Raw genomic sequence first — 16,497 nt, 5'->3', positions numbered from 1 at the left:
CCGGGAGGGGGGGTGTCTCAGGCGCGGGGGTCGCGTTTGATCCAGTCCGAATCGTAGTGGGTGCCGCCGGTGCCGCGCTCGCGCTCACGCAGCCGGTCGGCGTAGTCCGTGGGGCGCAGGGGCGAGTCGTCGTCGTCGGGGCGGGTGAAGCGGGCGGTCGCCACGAGCCCGAAACCCAGCCCGGCGCCCACGACCATGGTCATCCCTCCCACGATGAACGCGAGGACGTAGTCGTCCAGCAGGTCGGCGGGGACGGACGGGCCGAGCCACGAGGGCACCACGAACGCCATCCCCAGGCACGCGAAGCCGGGGACGAGCAGGACGGCGGGGATCAGCCAGAGCTTGGACCACGAGCGGCGCTCGGGCTCGCCGGGATCCTGGAAGACGGGCAGGGCGCGCGTCTGCACGAGCGCGTACCCCAGGACGCCGAGCACCACGAGGATCGCGCCCAGCACCCAGCCGAACCACAGGTCCATGGCCACGAGGGCCAGTCCTGCGAGCAGCCCCAGCATGATCACGGTGAAGGAGAGCCCTCGGCCCATCCTCCGGGCGGCGCGGGTCGCGGTGGTGCGGGCCTCGGAGCCGGCCGGGGCGGCGTCGTGCGCGGACCCGGTGGGCGACGCCGCCCGCGCACCGTGCGCGGGGCCGTGAGCTGCGGCGGTCCCGCTGGTGGGCGCCCCGCCCGGGCTCTGAGGCGGTGTCTGTGCGGGATCAACGCGGATGCCGTACTGCGGGCGGTCGGCGGAGTTGCGGGCACGAGGGTTCTGGGCGTGCGGGTCCACGGCGCGAGGATCCGGCGAGTCGTGCTCGTCCCGGGGGCGCTGATCGGGGTTCATGGTGGCGATCCGAAGGTGTGGTCGGCGGTGCCGTGCGGACCGTGCCGCGAACGGGCTGGACACCGCCACTGTAGTCCGCTCGGCCCGGGACCGTCGCGGGCCAGGGGGCGGAAAAAGCGTGACGTATCATCAAGTCACACCACCGGAAGAGGACGCCATGACGGATCCCACCACGAGCACCACCCACTCCACCGCGGGGCTCTACGTCCACGCGGGGGAGGAGTACACGCGGGACACCACGTACATCGAGGACCGGATCGTGACGGAGCCGGACAGCGCCGAGCTCGCCCCCGGCGCTCGCGCGTGGCCGGTCGAGGCAGGGCGGTACCGGCTGGTCGCGGCGCGGGCGTGCCCGTGGGCCAACCGCACGCTGATCGTGCGCCGGCTGCTGGGCCTGGAGGACGCGATCTCCGTGGGGATGCCCGGACCCACGCACGACGCCCGGTCCTGGCGCTTCGACCTGGACCCCGACGGCCGGGATCCGGTGCTCGGCACGCAGCGGCTGCAGCAGAACTACCTCGCGCGGTTCCCGGACTACCCGCGCGGCATCACGGTGCCCGCGATCGTGGACGTCCCCACGGGGCAGGTGGTCACCAACGACTTCCCACAGATCACCGAGGACTTCGCCACCCAGTGGACCGCGTTCCACCGCGAGGGTGCCCCGGACCTGTGGCCCGCCGAGCTGGTTCCCGAGATGCGACGGGTGATGAAGCGCGTCTACACCGAGATCAACAACGGCGTGTACCGCTGCGGCTTCGCCGGTTCCCAGCAGGCCTACGACGCCGCGTACGAGCGGCTGTGGACCGCCCTCGACTGGGTGGAGGACCGGCTGGGCACGCGGCGTTACCTCATGGGGGAGCACATCACCGAGGCGGACGTGCGGCTGTTCACCACCCTGGTGCGCTTCGACCCCGTCTACGTGGGCCACTTCAAGGCCTCCCGCAACAAGCTCACCGAAATGCCCAACCTGTGGGGCTACGCCCGGGACCTCTTCCAGACCCCCGGCTTCGGGGACACGGTGGACTTCCAGCAGATCAAGGAGCACTACTTCGTGGTGCACCGGGACATCAACCCCTCGGGCATCGTGCCGCTCGGCCCCGATCTCTCCCCCTGGACGACGCCGCACGGCCGGGAGGCGCTCGGCGGCTCGCCGTTCGCGCCCGGCGCCACGGCCCCCGGCCCGGTGCGCGCCGAGGAGCGGGTGGCCCCGGAGCACACCCCTCTGGCCTCCTGAGCAGCGCTGGGCTGAGCCGGTCCTGGCTGAGCGGGCGGGGGCTGAGCGGACGGTGGGTTGAGCGGGCAGGGCGTTGAGCTGTTGCTGGGCTGATCCGGCGCGGCGTGCGGTGGTGGGAACCGCACAAATCCCGGGCGGGGCCTTTTGTGCCCACCCCTCGGGACCGGCCCCGCGCGGGGCCACTAGGGTTGAGCGGGTGCTCCGCGCCTGATCCCCGCGGCACTTCCGCACACCACCACCCCTGAGGCGGCTTGTGCGCGCTGTGTCCCCGCCCGGGCCGGGCGGTCCCCGGCCGCGCAGAGCACCAACCACCCCGGCGCCGCCACCGGCGTCCACCGTTCACGCACCCGATCGAGGAGATCCATGGCCCCGTACCGCAACCAGCGCGCAGCAGCACTTCCCGCACGGCTCTCCCGCACGTGGCTGCTCACCTCAGCGGCGGACACCTCTCTGTTCGCCCCCGCCATGGCCTCGGAGGCGGACTCCGTGGTCCTGGACATCGAGGACGCCGTCCCGGAGGAGGACAAGGACCGCGCTCGCGGGGAGATGGTCGCCGCCATGCAGGACGGCGTGTCCGCGTGGGTGCGCATCAACGACATCACCACCCCGCACTGGGAGAAGGACCTGGCGGCGCTGACCGAGGTCCCCAACCTGCGGGGCATCGTGCTGGCCAAGACGGAGCACCCGGACCACATCACCAAGACCGCCATGATGAGCCGCGCGGGCACCCCCGTGGTCGCGCTCATCGAGTCCGCCGTGGGTCTCATGAACGCCTACGACATCGCCCGGGCTCCCGGGGTGTTCCGTCTGGCCTTCGGCGTGGGGGACTTCCGCAAGGACACCGGCGCCTCGGGGGATCCCATGGCCCTCGCGTTCGCGCGCTCCACCCTGGTCACGGCGTCCCGCGTGGGGGAGCTGCCGGGGCCCATCGACGGGCCGAGCAACGGTGTGTCCGGGGACGAGCTCGAGGCAGCGTGCAAGGTCACCCAGTCCATGGGCATGACCGGCAAGCTGTGCTTGGACCCGGCCCAGACCGACGCGATCAACCACGCGCTGGCGCCGAGCGACCAGGAGATCCGGTGGGCGCGGGAGATGATCGAGCAGGCGAACTCGGGACACGGGGGAGCGGACGGTTCCTACCTCCCCCGCCTGGCACGCGCCAAGAAGGTGTCGGAGCTCGCGGAGACCTACGGCCTCTGGAACAGCTGAGCACCGCGCGGGGCCCGGAGCCGGGGTGGCACCCCGAGGGTCCCGCGGTGCTCAGTCGGCCAGGCCCCAGGCGCGCAGCATCGGCTGCAGTGTGGGGTCCCCGAGGGACCCCACCAGGAAGTGCGTGGCCATCGGCTCGCTGTGCCCGAGCGGTGCCCCCAGAACCCACAGGCCCGCGGTCCGGGCCGCCGTGGCCCCGGCGGGGGAGTCCTCCACGGCCAGGCTGTCCGCGGCGTCGACTCCCAGGCGGCACACCGCCTCCTCGTAGATGTCCGGTGCGGGCTTGCCGCGCGGGACGTCCTCGGCGCTGACCCAGGTCTGCAGGACGTCCGCGAGCCCCACCGCGTGCATCTTGCGGTCCAGGATCGCGCGCGTGGAGTTGCTGGCCACCGCCACCGGGACGTGGCGTGCCGCGGCGCGCACCGTCTCCACCGCTCCGGGCAGCGGGTCCATCGACGCCCCGACGACGTCCGCCTCGGTGCCCACGAGCCGGTCGTGGATCTCGTCCTCGCCGGGAGCGGACGCGCCGGCGGCCTCCCGGGCGCGCGCGGCGATGAAGGTGGCGATGTCACGCGCGGACAGGCCCATGAGGCCGGCCTCGGTGCGCTCGTCGATCGTCACGCCCACCTGCTCGGCCACCCGGTGCTGCACGCGCGCCCAGGCACGCTCGGTGTCCATGAGCACACCGTCGCAGTCGAAGACGACGGCGCGCGGACGCCATGACGGGTCGGGGCCGGGCAGGGTCGGTTGCATGACCCCAGTCAACCACGCCCCCGGGGTGCCGCCGGCCGCGGGGGAGGCGGGGCGGCGTCGTCGACCGGGCGGGTGGGCTCAGTCGGCTGACTAGAGTGGGAGCATGGCTGACGACGCAGGCAAATCAGGGGTGAGCACGGTGCAGCGACTGGCCGCCGAGTACGGTGTGGCCACCGAGTACCGGGGGTTCGAGGGGGACACCGTCACCGTTCCGGAGCAGACGCTGCGCAGCGTGCTCACCGCGCTGGGCGCGGACGTCACGGACGACGACGCCGCCGCGCGCACCCTGCGCGAGCGCGAGCTGGCACCGTGGCGCCGACTGCTGCCCCCCGTGGTGATCGCGGAGGAGGAGCAGGGCGCGCGCGTGGCCGTGACCACGGCCCAGGGCGATCCGGTGCGCGTGCGGGTGTGGCCCGAGGGCGAGCCGGAGCAGGTCCGGGAGCTGCACCCCGCTCCCGGGGTGGAGGCCGAGACACGCGAGGTGGACGGCCTCACGCGGCGGCGGACGCAGTACGAGCTGCCCCGGGAGCTGCCCCTCGGCTGGTACCGCCTGGAGGCCGTGACGGACTCGGGCGAGCAGAGTGCCGTGGACGTGGCGGTGACACCGCGCCGGTTGAGCACCACCGACCGGCTGCGCGGGCGCCGCCGCTGGGGGTACATGGCGCAGCTCTACTCGGTGATGTCCTCACGCTCGTGGGGCGTGGGGGACCTCTCGGACCTGGCCTCCCTCGCGGCCATCAGCGGTGTGCAGGGCGCGGACTACGTGCTCATCAACCCGCTGCACGCCGCGGAGCCGGAGCCGCCCGTGGAGCCTTCCCCGTACCTGCCCTCGAGCCGACGGTTCTTCAACCCCCTCTACCTGCGGGTGGCGGACGTGGCCGAGTTCCCGTACCTGCGCCCCGCGGACCGCGAGGTGGTGGACCGTCTGGCCGCCATCCAGCGCAAGGCCGTGCTGGACCCCTCCACGATCGACCGCGACGCCGCGTACGCGGCCAAGCTCAAGGCCCTGGAACTGCTCTACACCGTGCGGCGCTCGCCGTACCGCCAGCAGCAGCTCGAGGCGTTCGTGGCTCAGGCCGGGCAGCCGCTGCAGGACTTCGCCCTGTGGTGCGCCCTGCGCGAGGAGCTGGGGGAGGACTCCCCGCTGTGGCGGGACGAGGCGCGCTCCCCCGAGTCCCCCTACGCGCAGGAAGCTCGCACTCGGCTGCGTCACCGCATCAACTTCCACGTGTGGATGCAGTGGCTGCTGGACGAGCAGCTCGAGGCCGCCCAGCGTGCGGCCCACCGGGCGGGGATGGACATCGGTGTGGTGCACGACCTCGCGGTGGGCGTGCACAAGCACGGTGCGGACGCGTGGGCCCTTCAGGACGCCATGGCGCCCGGGGTGAGTGTGGGTGCCCCCGCGGACATGTACAACCAGCTGGGTCAGGACTGGAGCCAGCCCCCGTGGGATCCGGAGAAGCTCGCGGAGCTCGGCTACCGTCCCTGGCGGCAGATGATGCGCACCATCTTCCGGCACGCGGGAGGCGTGCGGATCGACCACGTGGCGGGCCTGTTCCGGCTGTGGTGGATTCCCGAGGGCAACAATGCCTCCGACGGCACATACGTCTACTACGACCACGAGGCCATGGTGGGGGTGCTGGCTCTGGAGGCCGAGCTCGCCGGCGTGGTGGTCGTGGGCGAGGACCTCGGCACCGTGGAGGACAGCGTGCGGGAGTACCTCGGGAGCAAGGGCGTGCTGGGCACGTCCATCCTGTGGTTCGAGATGGACGGGGACGTGCCGCTGGACCCGTCCCGCTACCGCGAGCTGTGCATGGCCTCGGTCAACACCCATGACCTGCCACCCACGCCGGGCTACCTGGAGGGGGTCCAGCTGCAGCTGCGGGAGGACCTCGGGCTGCTCGCACGGTCCCCGGAGGAGGAGCGGGAGGAGGCCCGCAAGCAGCTGGACACGTTTTTCGCCGCCGTCGCGGACGCGGGCTACCTCCCCGAGGGGAAGGAAGCGGAGGACCGGCGCAGGATCGAGGCGCTGTACCGCTACCTGTGCGATGCGCCCTCGCTGCTGCTCAACGTCTCCCTCGTGGATGCCGTGGGGGAGAAGCGGATCCAGAACCAGCCCGGCACGAGCGACGAGTACCCCAACTGGCGGGTGCCCCTCGCGGACGCCGAGGGACGGCCGGTGATGCTGGGCTCCCTGCCGCAGCTGGACCGGGTCAACTCCCTCGTGGACGTGGTCAACGCAGCACTCGGCACCCACCGGCGCACCGCGGACGTCAAGGCCCCCGTGCAGCCCGAGCGCCGGGACCAGGCGGACCCGTTCAGGGGCGCCTCCTGAGCCGGTGCGCCGCAGGGTTGCCTCCGACGGGCAATTAGGTAACACTGGTCTTACCTAATCTCCTGGGTGAGGGGATGGGATCGCAGGAAACACGCGGGGCGGTGGGCCGGGTCATGGACGGTCCGCCGCCCCGGGTGCATTTTTGCCGTCGAATTGGCCGAGGGCGGGGCACCGGCTACGATCGAGGGGCGCTCAATCGCACCGTTCTGCGTTCCGCGTTTGCGAGAGAGCCCGCAGAAGCCTAGAATCTAAGGCTGTCGTGTGGTGGAGTCCATCTACCGGCGCCTTGATCTTCACCGTCTTCGTCGTAGCGAGTGCCCTGACCGGTACTGCCGCGGGGCAGAGACCCATCACGCCCGGCGCGCGAACGGTGGCATTTTCTTGAGGTGGCGGATCACTCGTGGCCACGGCTGCCGGCGGAGCACCGCTCGGCGGCCACCATGCGTGCCGTCATTTCGTCGACATTGGACATTGGAGGAGAACACTATGGCAGCGCACTGCCAGGTGACCGGGGCCCAGCCGGGCTTTGGCCACAGCATCTCGCACTCGCACCGCCGCACCAAGCGCCGGTGGAACCCGAACATCCAGAAGAAGCGCTACTGGGTGCCCTCGTTGCGTCGCAACGTCACGCTCAACCTGAGCGCCAAGGGCATCAAGGTCATCGACGCCCGCGGCATCGATGCCGTGGTCAACGAGCTCATCGCACGTGGGGAGAAGATCTGAGATGGCCAAGGACAAGGACGTACGTCCCATCATCAAGCTGAAGTCCACGGCCGGTACCGGGTTCACCTACGTCACCCGCAAGAACCGCCGCAACAACCCCGACCGCCTCGTCATGAAGAAGTACGACCCGGTGGTCCGCAAGCACGTCGATTTCCGCGAGGAGCGCTGAATCCATGGCCAAGAAGTCCAAGATCGCCAAGAACGAGCAGCGCAAGGTCATCGTCGAGCGCTATGCGGCCAAGCGCGCTGAGCTGAAGAAGACCCTCGTGGACGAGAACGCGTCCCCCGAGGCCCGCGAGGAGGCCCGTCTGGGTCTGCAGAAGCTCCCCCGTGACGCCTCCCCGATCCGCGTGCGCAACCGCGACCAGATCGACGGACGCCCCCGTGGCACGTTCCAGCGCTTCGGGATCTCCCGCGTGCGCTTCCGCGACATGGCTCACCGCGGCGAGTTGCCCGGCATCTACAAGTCCAGCTGGTAATTTCTGCACCGGAAGCCGACCCCCGGTCGCGCCTTCCCCAGAGAACGCCCACCAAGTCCAGGAGGACAAGCACATGGCTATGAACCGCAGCGAACTCGTCGCCGAGGTTGCCGAGAAGTCCGGCAACACCCAGGCCGCCGTCAACGGCGTGCTGGATGCCCTCTTCGAGGTCTTCGAGAGCTCCGTCTCCAAGGGCGAGAAGATCACCATCCCCGGGTGGATGGCCGTGGAGCGCACCGACCGTGCCGCTCGCCAGGGCCGCAACCCGCAGACCGGAGAGGCCATCCAGATCCCGGCCGGCCACGGTGTGAAGCTCACCGCGGGCTCCAAGCTCAAGGCTGCTGTCTCCTCCAAGTGAGGTAGCGCGGAAGCGGGTCGCAGCTACCCGCAACCGTTCGAGGGACCGCTCACGCACTGCGCGTGAGCGGTCCCTCTGCGTGTCCCCGGGTGGTCGAACTCAGGCCCCCGGTGGCGCATAATGGGAGTTCCATCCACTGTGTCTGCCCCGGAGGTGTTCGGTGTCCCGTCGTGCCCGCCGTCTTGCCCGGGGCTGGGTGGCCGCCGTCGTGGCCACCACGCTCGCCGCGGGTTCGCACGCGGCGGTGGACGGCACCTGGCCCTCCCTGATGATCGTGGCGCTGTCCACGTGTCTGGCCGCACCGCTGTGCATGCTCCTGGCCGGGCGCACGCTCTCCCGCTGGTGCGTGGCCCTGAGCGTGGTGCTGTCACAGGCGCTGCTGCACACGCTCTTCGCCCAGTCCGCCGGCGCCGTGACGGCCGTGGACCACACCCACCACCACGTGGCCGCGGTGGCCGACGGTCCCGCCGTGGTGATCTCCGTGGCCCCCGTGGCGCACCACGGCGGCAGCATGCTCGCCGCCCACGTGGTCGCGGCGCTGGCCACCTACCTCCTGCTCCGTCACGGTGAAGTGGCGGGCTTCCGGCTGCTGGGCTCGCTGTCCCTGCGCATCCAGCGCATTCTCGCACCCGTGCTGCGCCCCGTGGCCACGGTGCCGCGCCGCGTCTCCTGGACCTCGCCGCGGTCGCTGAGCGACCAGCTGCTGCTGCCCTCCGTGTGCGGCTACCGGGGGCCTCCGGTGATCGCCTAGGCATCGCCCGGGGTGCTGCACCCCGCGGATCCGGTGCCGCCGTCAGCGTTCATCGCATCCGCTTCGCCGCACCTCGCGGCACGAACGCGCCCACCGGCGCAGGAGAGCACCCCCATGACACACCACCCCATGTCCATGCCCACCCGAACGTCGGGAGGCTCGGAGCACGGAGCCGACGCCGCGGCGTCGCCCGCGTGGTCCACGGCCACCGGCGGGGGGCTTCGCGCGGTCCTGCCGGCGCTGTGCACCGCGCTGCTCGCGCTGGCCCTCGTGCTGGCGCCGGCCGCTCCCGCTGCGGCGCACGACGAGCTGCTGCGCAGCAGCCCCGAGGCCGGGGCCACGCTGGAGAAGGCACCCACCACGCTCGAGCTGACGTTCTCCGGAGAGATCCAGGACATCGGCGGCGAGATCAGGGTCACCGACTCCCGGGGCACGGACGTCACCCGCGGCACGCTCGCGGTGCAGAACACCAAGGTGTCCCAGCCGCTGCGCGAGGGCGGGGACACGGACGAGACCTACACCGTCACGTGGCGAGTGGTCTCGCAGGACGGGCACCCCATCGAGGGCACGTACACCTACACGGTGGGTGAGGGCGCCGGGACCACCGCGTCCCCCGCGCCCGTGGCCTCGGGATCGCCGGACTCCGCCGCGGAGTCCGGCGAGGAGACCGTGACCGGAACGGGGATCCCCAGCTGGGTCCTCCCCGTGATCGGCGGGGTTGTGGCCCTGGTCCTGCTCCTCGTGATCCTGGTGTTTGCCACGCGCCCCAAGCAGCGCTGAGCCCGGTTCACCCTCCCGGTCCACACCGGGTCCACTTGTTCATACTCAGACCGGCATGCGAAACGGGCGCGAAAGCCCCGGGACGCAGCCACGGGCCGCACCGGCCGCCGGTGTCAGCCACGGAGACCGCAGGCGCCCCTGCCGCGGTGGCAGCCGTGGCGACCGCCTCGGATCCGGTGCTCGCACCGCGACCACTGACGAGGCGCAGGGTCCACCGGGCGGCAGGCGCAGAGCGTGCGGCGGGAGCCGGGGATGCTCCCCGACGGTCCGCCCACGGCCCATGGGGCGCAGCCGGCGGTGCCCACCGCACGGCGTGCTCGGCGGGACTCGACTCCGCGCCCCGTACGACGTCCGGTGGCGCCGCCCCGGGGCGCCCCGCAGACCCCGTGCACAGCCGGTCCACAGATTCACGCGAAGGACACACACCATGAACGACCACACCACGAACAACCACACCGCCGCCACGGCCCTCACACCGGGGCAGTCCGGTCGTCCCGTCCACCGGGCCCTCGCCGCCGCGGCGGCGCTCGGCCTGGGGCTGGCGGCCCTGACGGGATGCTCCGCGCAGGGCGGTGACCAGGCGGCGTCGGACTCCGGGCAGAGCACGGCGAGCCGGAGCACGGCCGCGGGCCCCCTCGAGCTCAGCGACGGCTGGGCCAAGGCCGCCCCGTCCGGGATGACGGCGGTGTTCGGCACCGTCACGAACACCTCGGACCAGGAGGTCACGCTCAAGGGTGCCTCCGCGCACGGGATCGCGGAGGACGTGGAGCTCCACGAGACCGCGATGGACGCCTCGAGCGGGTCCACGCAGATGAAGAAGAAGGACGGCGGCTTCACGATCGCCCCGGGGCAGAGCGTGAAGCTGGAACCCGGTGCGAACCACATCATGCTCATGGGCCTCACCTGTTCGCTGCAGGCCGGCAGCGATCTCCCCCTGCAGCTCGAGACCGACGGCGGCACCCAGGACGTGACCGTGCCGGTCCGGGACTACTCGGGGGCCAAGGAGAACTACGCGCCCGGCGAGGACGCGAGCGGCTCCTCGGACGACCACAGCGCCCACGAGAACGGCTCCCACGAGCACGGCTCGGACGAGGGCCACGCCTCCCACGGCGAGGGCACGACGTCCTCGCCCGCCACGGAGGACCACGCGGGCCACACCGGCGCGGCGTCGCCGTCCTCCTCTGCCCTTCCGGAATGCCATGCCCACTGATCGCAGCCCCTCCTCGGGGTGGAGCCGGCGGTCGCTCCTCACGGGAGCGGTCGCCGGCGCCGGCGCCACGGGTCTCGGCGCGGTCTCCGCAGCGGCCCTGGGCGCCGGGGACCCCCGGTTCTCCGCAGTACAGGACAAACCCCGCCCCGGAGTGAAGACCGAACCGTTCCACGGGGCGCGCCAGGCGGGGGTGGCCACGCTGCCCCAGGCGTTCTGCGCCTTCGTGGCCCTGGACCTCGACGAGGGGGCCACGCGCGACTCCCTGCGGCGCATGCTGCGGGTGCTCACGGACGACGCCGCCGCGCTCACCCAGGGGCAGGCGCCCCTCAACGACCAGGAGCCCTGGCTCGCGGAGAACCCCTCGCGGCTCACCGTGACCGTGGGCTTCGGCCCCCGGACGGTGAAGCTGATCGACCCCGCGCGCGCCCCGCGGTGGCTGCGGCCGCTGCCCGCGTTCGGTGTGGACAAGCTGCAGTCCCGGTGGAACCAGGGCGATCTGCTGCTGCAGCTGTGCTGCGACGACAAGCTCACCCTGGCCCACGCCCAGCGGGTGCTGCTCAAGGACTCGCGCTCCTTCGCGAGCGTGCGGTGGGTCCAGGACGGCTTCCGCAACACGGTGGGGGCCACCCCGGACGGCCAGACCATGCGCAACCTGTTCGGCCAGGTGGACGGCACCGTGAACCCCTACCCCGGGGAGAGCGACCACGAGAAGGTGGTCTACGGCCAGGGCGGCTTCACGCCCTGGATCCAGGACGGCACCTCCGTGGTGATCCGGCGCATCCACATGAACCTGGACACGTGGGACGAGGCGGACATGCCCGCCCGGGAGGACGCGGTGGGCCGCAGGCTCTCGGACGGCGCGCCCCTCACGGGCAGCCAGGAGCACGACGAACCGGACTTCGAGGCCAAGGGGCCCCTGGGGTTCCCGGTCATCTCCTCCTACAGCCACGTGCGCCGCTCCCGCAGCGAGAACCCGGACGAGAAGATCTTCCGCAGGGTCTACAACTATGATCTGGCGGTGAGTGACGCCTCGGGACAGAGCCGCTCCGGCGACGTGTCCGGCGGGGTGTCCAGCACGGGACTGATCTTCGCGTCCTACCAGTCGGACCCCGACCGGCAGTTCGTGCCCATCCAGAAGCGGCTGGACGAGCTGGACATGCTGAACACGTGGACCGTTCCCATCGGGTCCGCGGTGTTCGCGATCCCGCCGGGCTGCCAGCCGGGCGGGTTCATCGGGGACGCGCTGTTCACGTGAGCCGCACAGCACCGAGCACGAGCCCGGGAGCACCACGCCCCGGAAGCACCGCAGCGATCGGCCGGAAGGCCTGAGGAGCACCAGGATGAGCACCACCGCACGGAGCCGGGGCGCGGCCCCGGCCCGGAAGAGCACGCCGGCACCCCCGCAGAACCGGGGTGTCAGCGTGAGCCCGTGGACCATCTCGGTGGTCCTGGTGGCCGCGATGATCGGGATGTCGGCCGCGCTGGTGTTCGGCGGCGCGGCCGCACCCCGGCAGGTCGCGGACCCCGGGGCGCTCGTGCGGTGGGGCCTGCCCGTGGTGGAGACCGTGCACAACATCGCGATGTCGGTGGTCATGGGCGGGCTGCTGCTCGCCATCGGCGTGGTGCCGCGCTTCGCGGACACCTCGCGCAAGCGGCCCCCGCGCAACAGCAGGGACCAGGCGGGGGAGCCGGAGCACCCGGTCTACCGGGAGGTGCTGCGGCTCGTGGAGGCCGCCTCCGTGGTGTGGACGGTGTCCGCTGTGGCGGTGCTCGTGTTCACGTACGCGGACGTCTCCGGCTCGGGCTTCGGGCGCGGTGAGAGCTACACCCAGGAGCTGCTGCACTACATCACCGGGCTGGCCACGGGCCAGTCCCAGGCCGTGATCGTGATGGTTGCCGCGGTGGTCACCACCCTGGTGTTCGGGGTGCGCTCGCTGCTGGGGCTGCTCTGCACCCTCGCGCTGTCCTTCGTGGCCCTCGTGGCCCTGGCGCTCACCGGCCACGCGGCCGGGGGCGCGGACCACATGGGTGCGGTCAACTCCCTCGGTCTGCACCTGCTGGGCGTGTGCCTGTGGGTGGGCGGGCTCATCGTGCTGATCTGGGTGGGCCCGCTGCTCTCCCGGGAGACCAGCGTGGTGAGCCGCCGCGGTGACAGCACCCGCCGCGAGCCGCTGCTCGCGGTGGTTCTGCGCCGGTACTCCGCCGTGGCGCTGGGCTGCTACGTGCTCGTGCTGCTCTCGGGGATTGTCAACGCCGCGGTGCGGATCGGCTCCTGGGATCAGCTGACGTCGTCATACGGGGTGATCGCGCTGAGCAAGCTGGGCCTGACCGTGTTGCTGGCCGCGGCCGGGTTCGCGCACCGGCAGTGGCTGATCCCCGGTGTGGCGGACGGCTCCCGGTCCCGCACGGCCTCCCTGTGGCGCGTGATCGTGGTGGAGGTGGTGCTCATGGGTCTGCTCATGGGCATCGCGACCGCCCTGAGCCGCACGGCCCCTCCCGTTCCGGAGGAGCTGGAGCCGGACGCGTCACCCGCTCGCATCCTCACGTGGTACGAGCTTCCCCCGGAGCCCACCCTGGGCAACTGGTTCACGCTGTGGCGCTGGGACTGGTTCTGGGTGGCCGTGGTGGCGTTCTTCGCGGTGGTCTACCTGTGGGCGGCCGTGAAGGTGTGGCGCCGCGGTGACACGTGGTCCCCGCTGCGCACCGCGTCCTGGTTCGTGGGCCTCGCGGCACTGCTCTACGCCACGTGCGGCGGCGTGTCCATCTACGCCCGCGTGCTGTTCTCCGCCCACATGGTGGAGCACATGACGCTGACCATGATCGTGCCGCTGTTCCTGGTCTCCGGCGCGCCCGTCACGGTGGTGCTCAAGGCGCTCGAGCCGCGCCGGGACGGCACCCGCGGACCCCGCGAGTGGATCCTCCGGCTCGTGCACTCCACGTGGGGGAAGATCGTGACCCACCCGATCTTCGCGGCCGCCAACTTCGCGTTCTCAATCGTGCTGTTCTACTTCACGGACCTGTTCAGCTTCACGCTGCGCTACCACGTGGGCCACGAGTTCATGATGGTGCACTTCCTGTTCACGGGGTACATGTTCGCCCTGGTGCTGATCGGCATCGACCCCATCCCGCGCCGCCCCACGTACCCCATGCGCCTGGTGCTGCTGCTGGCCACCATGGCCGCGCACGCGTTCATCGGCATCAGCATCATGAGCCTGACCACGGTGCTGCAGGCCTCCTGGTTCGGCAACATGGGCCGCCCGTGGGGTCCCAGCGCGCTGGAGGACCAGCAGCTGGGCGGCATGCTGATGTGGGGGATCGGCGAGTTCCCCACGTTCCTGCTGGCCGTCATCATGGCCGTGCTGTGGGCCATGGAGGGCAGCAAGGAGAACCGTCGCGTGGACCGCCAGGCGGACCGCACGGACGACGCCGAGCTGCGGGCGTACAACGACATGATGGCCGAGCTCGCCGAACGGGACCAGCCCCGCCGCTGAGCCGGGGCGGGGGCCCGACGACGCCGCACGGCCACCGGGCCGCGGAGGGGACGGGCGTCCTCGGGGTGGGCGGCCGGCGTCGTCCCCCGCCGCAGGCACGGGCCGCGCCGGGCGCAGAGCGCAGCGCGGGGGTTCGGAGCGGTGGGCCGGTGTGCGGGGCGTCATGCGATGCACGGGAAGTGTGGGCGCGCGGATAGCGTTGGATCCTGAGAGACCCCCTGACCCCCGTGGAAGGACCCCCGTGACCGCTGCACGCATGAAGACCCCCGTTCGCGCCTCCGAGCTGACAGGCCGCGCCTGGCTCAACACCGGGGGCCGGGAACTGGACCTGCAGGCGCTGCGCGGGAAGATCGTGATCCTGGACTTCTGGTCCTTCTGCTGCATCAACTGCCTGCACGTGCTGGACGAGCTGCGCCCGCTCGAGGAGAAGCACTCGGACGTGGTGGTGACCGTGGGGGTGCACTCTCCCAAGTTCGAGCACGAGGCGGACCCGGACGCCCTGGCCGCCGCGGTGGACCGCTACGAGATCACCCACCCCGTCCTGGACGACCCCGAGCTGAGCACGTGGGACGCGTACACCGCCCGCGCGTGGCCCACCCTGGTGGTCGTGGACCCGGAGGGGTACATCGTGGCGCACCTCTCCGGCGAGGGCCACGTGTCGGGGCTCGAGTCCCTGGTCGCGGAGCTCGTGGCCGAGCACGAGGCCAAGGGCACGCTGCACCGAGGGGACGGGCCCTACGTGCCGCGCCCGCGCCCCGAGGGCGAGCTGCGCTTCCCGGGCAAGGTGGTCGGGCTGCCGGACGGCTCGTTCATGGTGAGCGACACGGGCCACCACCGCCTGGTGCAGCTCGAGTCGGACCTGAGCACGGTGCGCCGCGCGATCGGCGACGGCACGCGCGGCTGGGTGGACGGCCCGCGGGAGCTCGCCCGCTTCAACGAGCCCCAGGGCATCGCCACACTCCCGGCGCACGTCCGCGCCGAGGTGGGCTACGACCTCGTGGTCGCGGACACCGTGAACCACCGGCTGCGCGGTGTGGACCTGGGCTCCGGCTCCGTGCGCACCCTGGCGGGCAGCGGCGTACAGCGGCTGCTCGACGACGCCCGCGCCCGCGGCACGGACCCGAACGTCATCACCGCCACCGATCCCACCGAGGTGGCACTGTCCTCCCCGTGGGACCTCGTGTGGTCCGACGCCGCCGACACCCTGGTGGTCGCGATGGCCGGGACCCACCAGCTCTTCTCCTTCGACCCCCGCACCGGTGCGCTCGCCGTGCTGGCCGGCACCGGGGACGAGGGCCTGCGGGACGGCGCCGCCCGGGAGTCCTGGTTCGCGCAGCCCTCCGGGCTGGCCCAGGACGCCCACGGGGACCTGTGGGTCGCGGACTCGGAGTCCTCCGCCCTGCGACGGGTGCGGTGCGCGGCTGGCGACGCCGCGGCGTCGCCCACCGGTCCTGAGGCAGCCGCGGCTCCCCACGCACCCACGGCCGTGGGCGACCCGGCCGGGTCCTCCGCCGGGCCGGACTCTGCGGGATCTGACGGGGACGCCCCCGCGCGTCCCGACGCCGCGGCGTCGCCGACCAGTTCCGGGGCACCCGCCACCGTGGACGCCGCTGCCGAGGTCTCGGTGGAGTCCGCCGTGGGGCTGGGGCTCTTCGACTTCGGGTTCCGGGACGGCCCCGCCGCCGAGGCGCGCCTCCAGCACTGCCTGGGCGTGACCGTGCTCCCGGACGGCTCCGTGGCCGCGGCGGACACCTACAACGGTGCCGTGCGCCGCTACGACCCGGCCACCGGCGAGGTCTCCACGCTCACGCGCGGACTCGCGGAGCCCTCGGACGTGCTGCTGGACACCTCCCACGAGGAGCCCGTGCTGGTGGTCGTGGAGACCAACGCGCACCGCCTCGTGCGCGTGCCCGTGCCCAAGAAGGCGCAGACCGTGGACGAGGGCGCCGCCCAGGTGCAGCGCAAGCGGACCCCGGTGGCACCCGGTGAGCTGGCGCTCGCGGTGCGTTTCTCCGCGCCGGCGGGCCAGAAGCTCGACACCCGGTGGGGGGACCCCACCCAGCTGAAGGTCTCCTCCTCCCCGGAGGACGCGCTCGCCGAGGGTGGCGGGACGTCCCAGGGCCTGACCCGCACGCTGCGTCTCGCGGACGGTGTCACCGAAGGGGTCCTGCACGTGACCGCCCGCGCGGCCGCGTGCGACGGCTCCCCGGACGGGGAGATCCCCGAGCACGCCGCGTGCCACCTCTACCAGCAGGACTGGGGGATCCCGTTCACCGTGGATCCTGCGGCCCCCGCGGAGCTGACCCTCGAGCTGCGCGGCACCGACTGACCCCGCGGC

At 72.2% G+C, this 16,497-nt stretch carries 15 protein-coding genes; 13 read left to right on the top strand and 2 right to left on the bottom strand.

From position 1 onward, the window contains the following. Nucleotides 1-17 precede the first annotated feature (17 nt). Nucleotides 18-836: a ZIP family metal transporter gene (locus HMPREF2833_RS06025; protein WP_070636973.1), complete on the bottom strand. Its 819-nt coding sequence runs from the start codon at nt 834-836 to the stop codon at nt 18-20. Nucleotides 837-993: 157 nt separating this feature from the next. Between HMPREF2833_RS06025 and HMPREF2833_RS06020 the strand changes: the two genes are divergently transcribed. Next, nucleotides 994-2,070: a glutathione S-transferase family protein gene (locus HMPREF2833_RS06020; RefSeq protein WP_070636972.1), complete on the top strand. Its 1,077-nt coding sequence runs from the start codon at nt 994-996 to the stop codon at nt 2,068-2,070. A gap of 363 nt (nt 2,071-2,433) precedes the next feature. Continuing rightward, nucleotides 2,434-3,279 carry an HpcH/HpaI aldolase/citrate lyase family protein gene (locus tag HMPREF2833_RS06015; RefSeq protein WP_019309964.1) on the top strand — a complete coding sequence of 282 codons (846 nt, stop codon included), beginning with the start codon at nt 2,434-2,436 and terminating at the stop codon, nt 3,277-3,279. Nucleotides 3,280-3,330: 51 nt separating this feature from the next. Here HMPREF2833_RS06015 and HMPREF2833_RS06010 read toward each other — a convergent pair whose 3' ends face one another. Next, nucleotides 3,331-4,032, bottom strand: coding sequence for an HAD family hydrolase (locus tag HMPREF2833_RS06010; RefSeq protein ID WP_070636971.1), 702 nt, complete (start codon nt 4,030-4,032; stop codon nt 3,331-3,333). Nucleotides 4,033-4,135: 103 nt separating this feature from the next. Between HMPREF2833_RS06010 and malQ the strand changes: the two genes are divergently transcribed. The 11 genes from malQ to HMPREF2833_RS05955 all read left to right on the top strand — a co-directional run bounded on the left by malQ (nt 4,136) and on the right by HMPREF2833_RS05955 (nt 16,488). After that, complete coding sequence (malQ, locus tag HMPREF2833_RS06005; protein WP_047979230.1) at nt 4,136-6,367, top strand: 4-alpha-glucanotransferase; 2,232 nt, start codon at nt 4,136-4,138, stop codon at nt 6,365-6,367. Nucleotides 6,368-6,853: 486 nt separating this feature from the next. Further along, entirely contained in the window at nt 6,854-7,090 is a 237-nt protein-coding gene (rpmB, locus tag HMPREF2833_RS06000) for a 50S ribosomal protein L28 (protein WP_012397434.1), read from the top strand. Nucleotide 7,091: 1 nt separating this feature from the next. Further along, a complete protein-coding gene (rpmG, locus tag HMPREF2833_RS05995) occupies nt 7,092-7,259 on the top strand; it encodes a 50S ribosomal protein L33 (RefSeq protein WP_012397435.1) in 168 nt (55 codons plus the stop codon). Between the two features lie 4 nt (nt 7,260-7,263). Further along, nucleotides 7,264-7,569 (top strand): 30S ribosomal protein S14, encoded by a 306-nt coding sequence (gene rpsN / locus HMPREF2833_RS05990; protein WP_012397436.1) that lies wholly within the window; start codon nt 7,264-7,266, stop codon nt 7,567-7,569. 73 nt (nt 7,570-7,642) lie between these two features. Then, complete coding sequence (locus tag HMPREF2833_RS05985; RefSeq protein ID WP_019309967.1) at nt 7,643-7,927, top strand: HU family DNA-binding protein; 285 nt, start codon at nt 7,643-7,645, stop codon at nt 7,925-7,927. A gap of 160 nt (nt 7,928-8,087) precedes the next feature. Next, a complete protein-coding gene (locus HMPREF2833_RS05980; RefSeq protein ID WP_070636970.1) occupies nt 8,088-8,678 on the top strand; it encodes a hypothetical protein in 591 nt (196 codons plus the stop codon). 114 nt (nt 8,679-8,792) lie between these two features. After that, a complete protein-coding gene (locus HMPREF2833_RS05975) occupies nt 8,793-9,458 on the top strand; it encodes a copper resistance CopC family protein (protein ID WP_070636969.1) in 666 nt (221 codons plus the stop codon). 427 nt (nt 9,459-9,885) lie between these two features. Then, nucleotides 9,886-10,668, top strand: a complete 783-nt coding sequence (locus tag HMPREF2833_RS05970) for a copper chaperone PCu(A)C (protein WP_070636968.1) — start codon at nt 9,886-9,888, stop codon at nt 10,666-10,668. After that, nucleotides 10,658-11,923, top strand: coding sequence for a Dyp-type peroxidase (locus HMPREF2833_RS05965; protein ID WP_070636967.1), 1,266 nt, complete (start codon nt 10,658-10,660; stop codon nt 11,921-11,923). The genes HMPREF2833_RS05970 and HMPREF2833_RS05965 overlap by 11 nt, the downstream gene beginning before the upstream one ends. An 85-nt stretch (nt 11,924-12,008) precedes the next feature. Next, on the top strand, nt 12,009-14,159 hold the full coding sequence (locus HMPREF2833_RS05960; RefSeq protein WP_070636966.1) for a bifunctional copper resistance protein CopD/cytochrome c oxidase assembly protein: 2,151 nt from the start codon (nt 12,009-12,011) through the stop codon (nt 14,157-14,159). A gap of 256 nt (nt 14,160-14,415) precedes the next feature. Continuing rightward, on the top strand, nt 14,416-16,488 hold the full coding sequence (locus tag HMPREF2833_RS05955; protein ID WP_371441077.1) for an NHL domain-containing thioredoxin family protein: 2,073 nt from the start codon (nt 14,416-14,418) through the stop codon (nt 16,486-16,488). Nucleotides 16,489-16,497 lie beyond the last annotated feature (9 nt).

This window comes from Kocuria sp. HMSC066H03 (assembly GCF_001812045.1).
Classification (GTDB): domain Bacteria; phylum Actinomycetota; class Actinomycetes; order Actinomycetales; family Micrococcaceae; genus Kocuria; species Kocuria rhizophila.
This window is presented reverse-complemented; position numbering and strand designations above follow the sequence as displayed.

Excerpts from the sequence above, each read along its gene's own strand:
- HMPREF2833_RS05985 (WP_019309967.1), top strand. The coding sequence starts at position 7,643 with ATGGCTATGAACCGCAGCGAACTCGTCGCCGAGGTTGCCGAGAAGTCC.
- malQ (WP_047979230.1), top strand. The coding sequence starts at position 4,136 with ATGGCTGACGACGCAGGCAAATCAGGGGTGAGCACGGTGCAGCGACTG.
- HMPREF2833_RS05960 (WP_070636966.1), top strand. The coding sequence starts at position 12,009 with ATGAGCACCACCGCACGGAGCCGGGGCGCGGCCCCGGCCCGGAAGAGC.
- HMPREF2833_RS06025 (WP_070636973.1), bottom strand. The coding sequence starts at position 836 with ATGAACCCCGATCAGCGCCCCCGGGACGAGCACGACTCGCCGGATCCT.
- HMPREF2833_RS05955 (WP_371441077.1), top strand. The coding sequence starts at position 14,416 with ATGAAGACCCCCGTTCGCGCCTCCGAGCTGACAGGCCGCGCCTGGCTC.
- HMPREF2833_RS06015 (WP_019309964.1), top strand. The coding sequence starts at position 2,434 with ATGGCCCCGTACCGCAACCAGCGCGCAGCAGCACTTCCCGCACGGCTC.
- rpmG (WP_012397435.1), top strand. The coding sequence starts at position 7,092 with ATGGCCAAGGACAAGGACGTACGTCCCATCATCAAGCTGAAGTCCACG.
- HMPREF2833_RS05975 (WP_070636969.1), top strand. The coding sequence starts at position 8,793 with ATGACACACCACCCCATGTCCATGCCCACCCGAACGTCGGGAGGCTCG.
- rpmB (WP_012397434.1), top strand. The coding sequence starts at position 6,854 with ATGGCAGCGCACTGCCAGGTGACCGGGGCCCAGCCGGGCTTTGGCCAC.
- HMPREF2833_RS06010 (WP_070636971.1), bottom strand. The coding sequence starts at position 4,032 with ATGCAACCGACCCTGCCCGGCCCCGACCCGTCATGGCGTCCGCGCGCC.
- rpsN (WP_012397436.1), top strand. The coding sequence starts at position 7,264 with ATGGCCAAGAAGTCCAAGATCGCCAAGAACGAGCAGCGCAAGGTCATC.
- HMPREF2833_RS05970 (WP_070636968.1), top strand. The coding sequence starts at position 9,886 with ATGAACGACCACACCACGAACAACCACACCGCCGCCACGGCCCTCACA.
- HMPREF2833_RS05965 (WP_070636967.1), top strand. The coding sequence starts at position 10,658 with ATGCCCACTGATCGCAGCCCCTCCTCGGGGTGGAGCCGGCGGTCGCTC.
- HMPREF2833_RS06020 (WP_070636972.1), top strand. The coding sequence starts at position 994 with ATGACGGATCCCACCACGAGCACCACCCACTCCACCGCGGGGCTCTAC.